The organism is Arthrobacter sp. R3-55 (genome assembly GCF_054161505.1).
Genome location: NZ_CP096423.1, coordinates 2,919,325 through 2,931,348 on the forward strand (window position 1 = coordinate 2,919,325; position 12,024 = coordinate 2,931,348).

11 protein-coding genes are annotated in these 12,024 nt (G+C 61.5%); 3 read left to right on the forward strand and 8 right to left on the reverse strand.

The features are described from left to right. Positions 1-4: 4 nt before the first annotated feature. The 7 genes from M1D51_RS13490 to dinB all read right to left on the reverse strand — a co-directional run bounded on the left by M1D51_RS13490 (position 5) and on the right by dinB (position 8,181). The gene (locus M1D51_RS13490) at positions 5-1,645 is read right to left on the reverse strand and encodes a UDP-N-acetylmuramoyl-L-alanyl-D-glutamate--2,6-diaminopimelate ligase (RefSeq protein WP_458106846.1); all 1,641 of its coding nucleotides are present in this window, start codon (positions 1,643-1,645) and stop codon (positions 5-7) included. A 102-nt stretch (positions 1,646-1,747) separates the two neighbouring features. Beyond that, on the reverse strand, positions 1,748-3,544 hold the full coding sequence (locus M1D51_RS13495; protein WP_172325851.1) for a peptidoglycan D,D-transpeptidase FtsI family protein: 1,797 nt from the start codon (positions 3,542-3,544) through the stop codon (positions 1,748-1,750). Positions 3,545-3,586: 42 nt separating this feature from the next. After that, positions 3,587-4,249: a hypothetical protein gene (locus M1D51_RS13500; RefSeq protein WP_458106847.1), complete on the reverse strand. Its 663-nt coding sequence runs from the start codon at positions 4,247-4,249 to the stop codon at positions 3,587-3,589. After that, complete coding sequence (gene rsmH / locus M1D51_RS13505) at positions 4,246-5,244, reverse strand: 16S rRNA (cytosine(1402)-N(4))-methyltransferase RsmH (protein ID WP_458106848.1); 999 nt, start codon at positions 5,242-5,244, stop codon at positions 4,246-4,248. Before rsmH ends, M1D51_RS13500 begins: the two co-directional genes overlap by 4 nt. A 167-nt stretch (positions 5,245-5,411) precedes the next feature. Continuing rightward, a complete protein-coding gene (gene mraZ / locus M1D51_RS13510; protein WP_026542500.1) occupies positions 5,412-5,843 on the reverse strand; it encodes a division/cell wall cluster transcriptional repressor MraZ in 432 nt (143 codons plus the stop codon). A 467-nt stretch (positions 5,844-6,310) separates the two neighbouring features. Next, positions 6,311-6,679, reverse strand: a complete 369-nt coding sequence (locus tag M1D51_RS13515) for a DUF3040 domain-containing protein (protein WP_089594493.1) — start codon at positions 6,677-6,679, stop codon at positions 6,311-6,313. A 239-nt stretch (positions 6,680-6,918) separates the two neighbouring features. Next, positions 6,919-8,181, reverse strand: coding sequence for a DNA polymerase IV (dinB, locus tag M1D51_RS13520; protein ID WP_458106849.1), 1,263 nt, complete (start codon positions 8,179-8,181; stop codon positions 6,919-6,921). A gap of 71 nt (positions 8,182-8,252) precedes the next feature. Between dinB and M1D51_RS13525 the strand changes: the two genes are divergently transcribed. Both M1D51_RS13525 and M1D51_RS13530 read left to right on the forward strand, forming a co-directional pair. Then, positions 8,253-8,816: a hypothetical protein gene (locus tag M1D51_RS13525; protein ID WP_172322026.1), complete on the forward strand. Its 564-nt coding sequence runs from the start codon at positions 8,253-8,255 to the stop codon at positions 8,814-8,816. After that, on the forward strand, positions 8,813-9,907 hold the full coding sequence (locus tag M1D51_RS13530) for a polyprenyl synthetase family protein (RefSeq protein ID WP_172322027.1): 1,095 nt from the start codon (positions 8,813-8,815) through the stop codon (positions 9,905-9,907). Before M1D51_RS13525 ends, M1D51_RS13530 begins: the two co-directional genes overlap by 4 nt. A gap of 116 nt (positions 9,908-10,023) precedes the next feature. On the opposite strand, the gene M1D51_RS13535 is transcribed toward M1D51_RS13530, so the two are convergent. Then, on the reverse strand, positions 10,024-10,377 hold the full coding sequence (locus tag M1D51_RS13535; RefSeq protein ID WP_172322028.1) for an Rv2175c family DNA-binding protein: 354 nt from the start codon (positions 10,375-10,377) through the stop codon (positions 10,024-10,026). Positions 10,378-10,634: 257 nt separating this feature from the next. Here M1D51_RS13535 and M1D51_RS13540 point away from each other — a divergent pair, with 257 nt between their 5' ends. Then, on the forward strand, positions 10,635-11,975 hold the full coding sequence (locus M1D51_RS13540; RefSeq protein WP_458106850.1) for a LysM peptidoglycan-binding domain-containing protein: 1,341 nt from the start codon (positions 10,635-10,637) through the stop codon (positions 11,973-11,975). Positions 11,976-12,024 lie beyond the last annotated feature (49 nt).

Genomic DNA, 12,024 nt, shown 5'->3' on the forward strand with positions numbered 1-12,024 from the left:
CGGTTTAGGACTCTATCCGCTGGTCCGTTGAAACGCTGAATCCCTTGGATGTCAAGGCGGCGCGCAATTCCACCCTGTCGTCCAGGGCCAGGTTGACGCCTTTGACCTCTTGCCACACTTCGTGGCCGCGTCCGGCTATCAGGATGGTGTCGGCGGCTGTGGCCAGATCCACGGCCAGGCGGATTGCTGCATCCCTCGGGTAGGACTCAATGATCTCGCTGGACAGTCCCTCCTGCTCGCGCGCCGCGTGGGCGCCCTGGAGCACCTCGGCCCGGATGGAGGCGGCGTCTTCGTCGTGGGGATCGTCATCGCTGACAATCACCACGTCGGCGAGGCGCGCGGCAATGGCACCCATGGTGGGCCGTTTGCCTTGATCCCGTTGGCCGGTAGCACCGAAGACCACGATGACGCGGGATCCCTCCTTCGGGGACCGCACGGCCTCCAAGGCGCGTGCCAGGGCATCGGGATTGTGGGCAAAATCAACAACGGCCGCCGGTTCCGTGGATACCAACTGCATGCGGCCGGGAACAGCAACGGTAAAGGGATCATAGGTATCCAAGGCTGCTTGGAGGGTCTCTTCATCAACACCGGAGGCCAGGACCATTACCGTGGCAAGGGCTGCATTGGCAACATTGAAGTCGCCAGGCAGGCCCGTATGGACGTGCAGTGAACGGCCGTCAACGTGCCGCAGCTCAAACTCCGAGCCCAGCCCGCGGGCGGAAATTCCGGCCACTTGCCAGTCGGCACCGGTGCCACCGGCTGAGAGGGTAGTGACAGGGATGTCAGCTGCCTCCGCAAGCTTGCGCCCCCACTGGTCGTCCACGGTGACAACAGCGTGCCGGGCCCTTCCGGCCGTGAAAAGATCCGCTTTGGTTCGGAAGTACTCCTCCATGCTCCCATGCAGGTCCAGGTGGTCCTGGGTGAGGTTGGTGAAGCCCGCGACGTCGAACATCACACCGTCCACGCGGCGGTAGGAAATTGCATGGGATGACACTTCCATGGAGGCAGCTTCCAGGCCACGTTCACGCATCAACGCCAACAGGGCATGGACGTCCGTGGACTCCGGGGTGGTCAGCAGGCTGGGAATGGGTTCCCCGCCCGCCACAATCTCGATAGTGCCAATGAGTCCGGGCTTCTTTCCCAAAGCCCGCAAGAGGGAGTTGATGAAGTAGGTGGTGGTGGTCTTGCCGTTGGTTCCGGTGACACCGAAAAGGGTGGGGTAGCCACCCTCAGCCGGCTGGCTGCGGTAAATCAGCGCCGCCAACGGTCCCACCGCCGTGCGGGGCTCATCAATGATGAGGACAGGTACCGGCTGTTCGCCGGCCAACGCAAGCTGGCGTGCCCCGGCGTCGTCCGTCACCACCGCAACCGCACCGGCCTCGACTGCCTGGGGTACGAAGTCCGCACCATGACGGGAGGCGCCCGGCAAAGCCATGTACAAGTCACCGGGTTCCACAGCCCTGGAATTGAGCGTAATACCGGTTACCCCCGCTACCCCCGCGTCGCGGATTCCCTCCGGGGCGGCTACGCCAAGGACCTCCGCGACGGTGTGCAAAGGCACCGCTGCCACAGACCCGGGGCGGAAGCCTGACCGGCCCGCATCCGGGGTCGTGACGTTGTTGGCTGCCTCATTGTGCTCTGACACGTGGTTCTCCGTTGGTGCTCGTGGAACGACCGGCTGGGGGCCAGCGGCGCCCGGGCCGTTGAGTGGTGGATCGAATTTTGGCCGAACAGACGCCCAAAAAGCTTACTTGACGAACTGGGGCAGCCGCGCGGGAGTGCCTGTGGACGGCGGCACGTTATAGGTCCGCAGGACCTGGGCCATCACTGATCGGAACACCGGCCCGTTGGTGACGCCATAGATGTTTCCCTTGGGACGCTGCAACACTACTTCTACGATGAAACGCGGGTCGTCCATCGGGGCCATGCCCACCATCGAGGCGGTGTAGCCATCGAAACCGGGCAAGCCGTCCTCACGGGGGGCCTGGGACGTTCCCGTCTTTGCACCAACCCGGTAGCCGTCAATTGCAGCGTCCTTGATCTGCCCTTCGGTCACGGCGCTTTCGAGAATGTCCCGGACCTGCTGTGCGGTCTCCTTGGACACCACCTGGCGCGAATCCTTGGCAGCGACCTTCTGTTCCTCCCCCTCGGGGGTGATGTAGCTGTCAATGAGCCTGGGCTGGAGCATCACGCCATCGTTGGCGATGCTCTGGAACGCACGGACCGTCTGCAGCGTGGACTGCGATACACCCTGGCCGAACAGCACCGTGTATTGCTGCCGTTCGTCCCACTGCTCAGGCTTGGCGAGTATGCCCGTGGCTTCAGCCGGCAACCCGATGTCCGTTTGCTCCCCGATGCCGAACTTCTTCAACCAGTCGTAGCGCTGTTCCTTGGTCAACCTGCTGCCGGCCATGACGGTGCCGGTGTTCATGGACCACCCCAGGATGCCGGCAAGAGTACGTTCTTCCGTGCCGTGTTCAAAAGCATCCGTAAACGTCTGGCCATCAATGGTATATGCCGTGGGGATGGTGAAATGGTCCAACGGGAAGGATTTGCCTTCCTCGATGACTGCTGCGGCGGTGATCATCTTTTGCACCGAGCCGGGCTCGTAGGCGGCAGTCACGGAGCGCACGCCCCGGTCCTTGGCGTCCACTTTTCCTGGATCGTTGGGATCCGGGGCGTTGGTATCAGCCAACGCCACCAGGTTTCCGGTCTTGATATCCATCACGATGATGGACCCCCACTCGGCGTTCATCTTATTGACTTGGCTTTGGATGGCCTGCTGTGCGAAGTACTGGATGTCAGTGTTAAGGGTCAGCTTGACGTCGCTGCCATCCACAGCCGGAGTCAGTTCATCGGTGGCCACCGGAATCCGCAGGCCGTCAGCGCCGATCTCAAAGACCCGCTTGCCTTCAACACCGCGAAGAATCTCATCCTGGGTCTGCTCAATGCCGGCCTGTCCTGTGACACCGTCCTGGAGGAAACCCACCACGCCACCGGCAACGCTGCCGTTGGGGTACACGCGCTTGCTGACACCTTCAGGGACCACTCCGGGGATGTTCAGTTTGGAGATCCGGTCCTCAAGTTCGGGCTTGATGTCCTTGGCAACCACGAAGTACTTTTTCTCGCCCGTCAGTGCCTCACGGATCTTTTCTTCGTCGGAACCCAGGAGGGTCGCCAACTCAGAGATGCCCTGATCCCTGGAGATCGTTTCGATCTCATCGGTTTTTTCGTTGTACCGCTTGAAAGTGGCGGTGTTCGTATTCAAGACCTGGTCAACTACCAGGTTGTAGCGGATCACGCTGCTGGCAAGGACGGTTCCGTTCGCGTCCACGATCTGGCCGCGTTCTGCCGGCAGGACCTGGGGAGTAAGTCGCTTCGCCAGCGCCGCTTCTGCCATTCCGCCCATGTCCAGGCCTTGGACCATAAAGAGCTTGCCACCCACTACCAACAGCAGGGTCAGCATGATGCCAAGACCAACGCGCAACCGCTTTTTTGCCGCCGGCGTCTTCGTTTTTTTCGATGTGCCGGGGTTCTGAGCCACGTTGATTCCTTGCTGCTGGCCTAGCTTCAGTGGACTGATGGATTACTGCCCTGGTGCCTTCTGCTGGGGGGCCGGGACAGATCCCCCATGGAGTTCAACCGGCGGTGCAGCTGCCGGAGACGCTGGAGTCACCGCAGGTGCCGCCGGAGTGGCCGGCGCTACCGGAGCCACCGGCTTGAGGTTCTCCAGCGGTTCCTTGGTGGTCACCGACGGAACTACGTCCAGCATGCCCGCTACGGCCGGAGGAGCAAGCTGGGCCAAAGGAGCATCTCCCTTAACTGCCGGCGTTGCTTTTCCGGTGACGGTCATCGTATTCAGATCTATCTGCCCCTTGACAGTTGAAGGAACCATTCCCAATTCTGCCGCCTTGGCAGCCAGATTCTGGGGAGCTTCGAAGTTCTGCTTCCTCTGTGTCAGGTCTTGGTTTTCCTTGTTGAGGGTAGCTGCCTCGGCCTTGAGCTGGACCAACTGGTACTGGGCCGTGGAGACCGAAATGTTCAGGACAAGGACGGTCAGGAGTGCAGCAGCCATGGCCACGAAGCAGAGGACCACAAATGGTGTCCGACGTCTGCCCGGAGCGCTGCGCACCACGGAAAGCGGCGTGCGGGCCTTACGACCGGTGTCAGGCTTCCCGGCCGGAGCGGGCAGCGCACGGGCTGTATTGCCCACCACGGAGGGCAGTGTCTTCGCTGCGGCGTTGCTCATGCGTCTCTCCTCGGTTTGATGCGCTCTACTGCCCTCAGTCGGGCGGACGCCGCGCGGGGGTTCTCAGCGATTTCTGCTGCCGTGGGCACTTCCGTGCCTTTGGTGATGGTCTTCAGTTCAGGTTTGTGTTCTTCAAGTTCCACAGGGAAACCGAGCGGCGCAGAGGATTTGGAGCCGGTTTGGAAAACCGACTTCACGATCTTGTCCTCCAACGAGTGGTAGGACATCACCACGATCCGGCCCCCCATGCCAGTAGCGGCCACAGCCGCAGGAACGGCCCGTTCCAGAACATCCAGTTCCTCGTTGACCTCAATCCGCAACGCCTGGAAAGTGCGTTTGGCGGGATGTCCACCGCTCTTCGCGGCAGCGGCGGGCACAACACTGCGGATCTGCTCCACCAGTTCGCCCGTGGTTGCGAAAGGTTTGTCAGCCCGCGCGTTGACGATCCTGTTGGCAATACGACCGGCAAACTTCTCTTCGCCCCATTTGCGGATGATGCGGACCAGTTCGTCTTCGCTGTAGTTATTGACTACATCGGCAGCCGTCTGGCCACGGCTGGTGTCCATCCGCATGTCCAGGGGAGCATCGTAGGAATAGGCGAAACCACGCTCGCGCTCGTCCAGTTGCAGGGAAGACACGCCCAGATCCATGAGGATGCCATGGACCTCGGGGATTCCCAGGTCTACAAGGACGTCTTCGATTTCGTCGTAAACGGCGTGAACAAGGTCCGTCCGGTCGGAGTAGGGCTCCAAACGCGCTCCAGCCAAGGCAAGGGCTTCCTCGTCGCGGTCGATGCCCACCAGGTGGAGGTCCGGAAAACGATGCAGCATCGCTTCGGAGTGACCGCCCATGCCCAGGGTTGCGTCAATGGCGACAGGGGTAGCGCCCCGCTTCCTGGCAGCTTCAAAGCCGGGGGCCAGCAGGTTGATGCAGCGGTCTTTGAGGACGGGTACGTGGCGCTCCGATGTGGGCTTTGCCGCGTCCTGCTCTTCCACGCTGCCTCCTCTTTCTTCAATCGCCGGCCTGCTGTTTCTTGAATCGGATCCCCATCCGCGCCTATCGTCCCGTCGGCCTGGCTCAGGGGAAGGTGAGCCAGGAAGACAGTTCGATGGGCGGCTGGAGATCCCATTCAAGAAGCGGTACTGCTGCTTCCTCCGCCCGGCTAAATGAACCCGGGCAGATTGTCGTCATCCGTTTCCGAGAAAGCTGCTTCCTTCTCGTTGAGGTACTCATTCCAAGCTTCGGCATCCCAGATCTCCGCCCGGGTACCGGCGCCGATCACAGCCAGTTCCCTGCCAAGGCCCGCATATGCCCGGAGCGCCGGCGGAATCGTCACGCGCCCCTGCTTGTCAGGTACTTCATCAGAGGCTCCGGACAGAAAAACGCGAATGTAGTCACGGGCCTGCTTGGAAGACAGTGGCGCTTCCCGCATGGATTCGTGAATACGTTCGAATTCTTTCTGGCTGAAGACGTAGATGCAGCGCTCTTGGCCCCTGGTCAGGACCAGCCCCTCTGCAAGCTCCTCACGGAACTTGGCGGGAAGGATGATCCGGCCCTTTTCATCGAGACGCGGCGAGTGAGTGCCCAGAAACATCTGGCCCCACCGCCCCTCAGTTAAGGTGCCCGCTCATTCCCAACACTGCCACTACCCTCTTATGTGCTCCACTTTACTCCACAAAGCCCCACAGTCAACGCACAATGGAGCGTTTCTCCACCACCTTGAGTTTTGAGTTGAGCGAAACGGCGCGGATTCCGGCACCGTGGTGGGAAGTGGAGGGCGAAACGGCGCCCGAGCCCGGGCGCGCCCCTTTCCGCCAGGTACGCCGGGCAAGAGCATTGCTCCGGATGCCGCCTGAAGGTATTCAGTGGGGCAAAGTGGAGCCGGGGTGGAAAGTGGAGGAACTTCGCCCACACGGCGGCGTGTCCCGGTTCATTGCCCGAGGCAGCACCTTAAACGCAAAAAGACCCGCAGTGTGCGGGTCTTTTGTCATCCCTGGTGAACGTCAGGGGCGCGCGTAAGGCAGGGGCCGGCCTTGCCGGTAGTGGAGCGTAGAGGTGGACTTAGGAGTCGTCGCGGCGCCGCTCGTCCCAGCGCTCCTCGAGGCTGCTCATGAACGAACTCTTGGGTTTCCCTTTAGCGGGCTTGCCTTTGCCGGCTTTGCCAAAGGCTGCTCCGCGCAGCGTGGCGAAGTAGACGCCAGCACCCATGACGACGAAGCCGAGGACACCCACTGGTATCGCCTGCATCGAAACTCCCACAAGCAGGAGGAGAATGCCGGCAATGGCGCCGAGCACGCCAATAATCACATGCCGGGTTGACCAACTGCGGATGGGATCCGAGCCCATGGTGCTGGCAAACTTCGGATCGTCCTCATGAAGTTGCTTTTCCAGTTGCTCAAGCAGCTTCTGTTCGTGCTCCGAGAGGGGCATCGCGACCTCCTTTAGTCAGCCAGCGTCTGGACATAACGCCTTCTGTGCGTCTGTTTCCACAACGATCGGACTAAGAAAATCGTTCCCAAAATTCCCTCTAGGTTCAGCGGGCATCTCAGGGCCGACTGCTCAGGAAACAGTTTGTCCAGACGATCTAAATCTCTGTAATAAATAGGATAGTTTGTCCGACGCAGTTCTGAAAGACGCCCACTGCCGAGCGGGACCAAGGTCACAGCTCGTCACGTCCCGGCGGGAGGTTTTCCAGGCTCCAGGAGCCTCGCCGGGAGCAACGTCCGCGATCCAAAACGTTCGGAAACCCTGTCCAACGCCTGCTCCGCAGCCCGCCAGTTGTCGTCCCGGCGATCCAGGCTCAGCTGCAGGGACGTCTGCCCGGCAGGCTCGAGCTGCTCTGCCCGCACCCCGATGAGGCGGACACTCATTGATCTGGGGCCCAGGGACTCCAACAATTGAAGCGCCACCTGGTAGATCATCTGCGCACTGTCCACAGGGGCGTGTACAGTCCGGCTCCGCGAGACGGTTGAAAAGTCCGAGTACCTCAGTTTCAAGGCAACAGTCCTGGCGAGCATGCCGGAACTACGCAGCCGGCCCGCCGTCCGGTGCGACAAACGCAGTAATTCCCTGTGCAACAAAGCATCGTCACCGGTATCGATGGAGAATGTCTCCTCCGCTCCAATGCTCTTCTCAAGCCTGGTGGGCGTTACCGGACGAGGATCTACCCCCATGGACAAGCGGTGGACATGTTCGCCGCTGGCACCCAATACCTTCTTTAGTGATGCCAAAGGAGTAGCTGCGACATCTGCCACCGTACGGATGCCAAGCCGGGCAAGCACTTCTCCGGTCTTTCCACCGACGCCCCACAGCGCGTTCACAGGGAGGCTGTGGAGATACGCGATGGTGTCCTCGGCATTGATCTGAAGAATGCCATCGGGCTTGCATCGGGTGGAGGCGATCTTGGCAACGAACTTGGTGCCGGCAATACCCACGGATGCAGTAATACCCAGTTCGGACTGGACCCTTCTCCTGATGAGATGGCCGATGTCCAGTGGCGTTCCGAGGCGGCGAATCGCCCCGCCAACATCCAGGAAGGCCTCATCGACGCTGAGGGGCTCCACCAAATCCGTGATGGAGGCAAAGATCTCCATGATCCGGCCGGACACTTCGTAGTACACGGAGTGCCGCGGATTGATGATCACTGCCGAGGGGCACCGCCTCATCGCGATGGACATGGGCATCGCGGACTTCACTCCGGTGGCCCGGGCCTCATATGAGGCGGAGAGGACTACCGAGCGTTCCGCGGGGAATCCGACGATCACGGGCTTTCCCCGGAGATCGGGGCGGCTGCGCAGTTCCACGGAGACGAAAAACGCATCCATGTCCACGTGAAGTATGCTGGTGCGCCTCAGTTCCCGCAGGGCATCACCAGCGCTGCGGGAGGGCTCCTGACCGGCCTCCTGGCCGCTGCCGAATGCTTCCTGCCTCACATCGGCAATACTATGCCCGGCCACTGACTAAACTGGAGGCACAGTCAGCCCCAGCCCCGGAAGGATACCCTGTGAAGCTCTTTGGAACTCCTCGATCGCGAGGGTTTGCCCTGCTCGCAGCAAGTGTCGCCGTGGCGGCCTCGGCATGTACGCCGGCACCGGGAGGCACGGCCGCTCCCTCCCCCACGGAAGCTTCATCGCAGTCCTCGTCCGCCCCCACTGGTTCCGGTTCAGCATCCGCGCCGGAAACCGCGACGACCACCGAATCTGCCACTCCGGCACCTGGCGCAACGGCGACCGTGAACGCCCTCGTTCCCGGTTTCCCTGAGCAATTGATCCCCGTCATGCCCAAGACGTCCGTCCGTTCCAGCAGTTTCGACAAGAGCACCTCGCTGGCAACAGTGGCACTGGTGGGGACCGTCAAAGCTCCACCGGAGGGTGTGGTGGACTACTACAAAAAATCCTTGGAGGCCCAGGGCTTCAAGCTTGTCCCCGGCCCTGAAGCCGTGGGCAACGTCACCTCGCTGGATTTCATCAGGGGTGACGGTGAGACGGTCAACGTATCCATACGGCAGAAGGAAGGCGTCTCGACGTTCACCATCGGCGCCAACGTGGCGTCCGGGTCCATCAAGTGACGGCTCCCGCCCAGGTAGCTTCCGAACAAACGGAGTTCATCAACGGCGTCGCAGGGAAACTGAAAAGCTTCCTTTCAGGGCAACAGGAACTCATGGCTACCGTGTCCCCTGACGTAGAGCCGCTTATCGGCTCGATTTCCAGCCTCGTCACCGGGGGAAAACGCCTCCGAGCACAGATGTGCTACTGGGGCTGGCGGGGTGCAGGTGGGGAACCCGGCAACCTGGACATCGTGACAGCAGGGTGTGCGCTGGAACTCTTTCAGGCTGCGGCGCTGATCCACGACGACATCATTGATCGATCCGACACCCGCCGTGGTGCGCCCAGCGTCCATAAGCGTTTCGGCCAACTCCATGAGATGAACGGCTGGGCTCTGGACAGCGGGCGGTTCGGGGATGCCGCCGCCATTCTGACCGGGGACCTCTGTTTGTCCTTCAGCGAGGAGTCCTTCACCGAGATCGGCCTCCGTGCCGCGGCGGGAACCCCCGCCCGCCGGATCTTCAACGTCATGAGGGCCGAGGTCATGGCGGGCCAATACCTTGACATCCTTGAAGAGGTGGCGGGCCCCGTTCGTGACAGGGCCGGCTCGGTGGACCGCGCAAAGTCGATCATCAGGTACAAATCAGCGAAATACTCCACGGAACATCCACTGGCATTGGGCGGAGCACTTGCCGGGGCGCGGCCCACGCTGCTCAACGACTACTCGGCGTTTTCCCTGCCGCTGGGTGAGGCCTTCCAGATGCGGGACGATGTCCTTGGCGTCTTCGGCGATCCCGAAACCACCGGCAAACCGGCCGGCGATGATTTGCTGGAAGGGAAACGCACGGTCCTTGTTGGATTCGCATTGAACCAGGCGACGGCCGACGAAGCGGAATACCTTGACCGAATGCTGGGTCATCCGGAACTTGGTGAAGAGGACGTAGCCGGGATTCGCCGGATCATGGTCCAATGCGGCGCCCTGGAGGCTACGGAGTCCTTGATTGCGGAGCTGAGCAACCAAGCCTTTGAAGCCTTGGAACGCCTGCCTCTGGATGAGGTACCGCTGACGGCATTGAGGCAATTGGCCGAGGCCGCCGTCAGCCGCGCTGCTTGATCACGGGCTTCAGCCTGCCGTTGGGCAACGAAAAGACATGACGACGACGGCGGTTACCCGCCGTCGTCGTTTTTCCTCCAGGTCCCGGTGTTCTTCGTTAGCCGGGAACGCACTTTTTACCAGGCCAAAGACTGGGCGCGACGCCTGATCTCTGTTTTACGTCCCTCGCGCAGGGCGTCGATGGGGCGCCCCCGCAATGATTCGTCCGGGGTGAAGAGCCAGATGATCAACTCTTCGTCGCTATAACCGGCATCGCTGAGAACCACAATGGTTCCCTTCAAGCTGTCTACAACGTGCCCATCCTGGATAAACAGGGCCGGGATGGAGCGGATATTCCGTTCTCCCCGCCTGATGGCTACCAGCGCACGCTCATCCAAAAGTCCGTGGACTTTGGTGATGGAAACTTCCAGCAGCTCGGCAACATCCGGCAGCGGGAGCCAGTCGGAAACAAGGCTTTCTACATTACTCACGGAACAAGGTTGCCACGCCGCCATGCCCGGCGCCTAGCCGGGGTGCGACGACGGTACCCGGCGGCCGTCTTTATACCGCCCTTTCATTGGCGATAATTCGGTCTCCATAATCCCGAACGACAGAAATTGTTGTGTCGATTGAATAAGTGTGAGAGATTCACACTGATCACACTTGCACCATTGATAACATCAGTAACATTGGCAACACTGACAACAGCGCCACCCAACACCCCGCTGTTGAGATGAGGACACTTTTCATGACGACGCCCCGCTCGCCGAAACGAACCATGAGCATGCCGGTCATTGCGGCAACCACGGCTGCGCTTCCCGCCGTGGTCTTGTCCTCGCTTGCCCTGGCCCAGCCCTCCATGGCTTCCCCGGCACCCCAGCCCCGCAAAGTCCCGGCCACGCTTGCCGCCGCAATGAAGGCACAGGCGGTCAATGCCGGCAATGTCATCCCCGCCCAGGCTGTTGCAACCACCCTGCCCGCGGCCCTGCGCCCCATGGCCCCCTCGGTGCCGGATACCTACACGATCGTCCGTGGCGACACGATCAGCGCAATTGCCCGCCGCTTCAACCTGGACACCAACGCGGTCCTTCAGTTGAACAAGCTCTCGGCCACAACACTGATTTACCCGGGCCAGACCATCAAGCTCACGGGAACGGCATCGTCGGCCCCATCCCAGCCTTCCGCGCCGGCTGCGCCGAGCACCCCCAGTAACGCTACGATCTACACGGTGGTTTCCGGAGACACCCTCGGCGCCATTGCCGCCAAGCATGGCGTGCCCTTGTCCAGCATTTTCAGCTGGAACAACCTCAGCGGAAGTTCCATCATCTATCCGGGCCAGAAGATCAAGGTCAGCGGAGGCTCCACGCCGTCGGCGCCTGCTGCTCCCGCACCGGCACCTTCGCCTGCACCCGCACCGTTGGCCACCACCGGTTCCTACACCATCAAAGCCGGCGATACCCTCAGCTCCATCGCCTCGCGCCACGGGGTTTCCCTGAGCGCCTTGATGACGGCCAACAAGGTCTCTGCAACAACCGTCATTTATCCTGGCCAGAAGCTCACCATCCCGGGCCCCGGCCTTCAGCCGGCGGGCACCACGACGCCGCTGGTACCGAGCACCTTCCTGGGCTTCACCTACCCTGCCGCTGTCGTCAGCTCGGCCAACGAGAACAAGGCCCTCTTGAACGCTTCACCGGTGCCCAGCCGCGCCGAAATGAAGAGCATCGTGGCGGACACCGCCAGGCGCATGGGCGTCAGCCCCTCCCTGGCGCTGGCTTTCGCAGAACAGGAATCCGGTTTCGATCAGCGGGCCGTTTCGCCTGCCAATGCAATCGGCACCATGCAGGTCATTCCGTCCTCGGGTCAATGGGCCTCGGACCTGGTAGGCCGCAAGTTGAACCTTTTGGACCCTTACGACAACGCAACGGCAGGTGTCGCCATCATCCGCGCACTGATCGCCACCAGCAAGGACCTGGACACCGCGATTGCCGGTTACTACCAAGGCCAGTACTCGGTCAGCAAATACGGCATGTACGACGACACCAAGCGTTACGTCGAATCCATCAAGGCCCGCCAGCGCACGTTCGGCTAGGCTTCAGCAGCACCTCGGAAGGGGCCCGGATCCCATTGGCCAGTCCAAT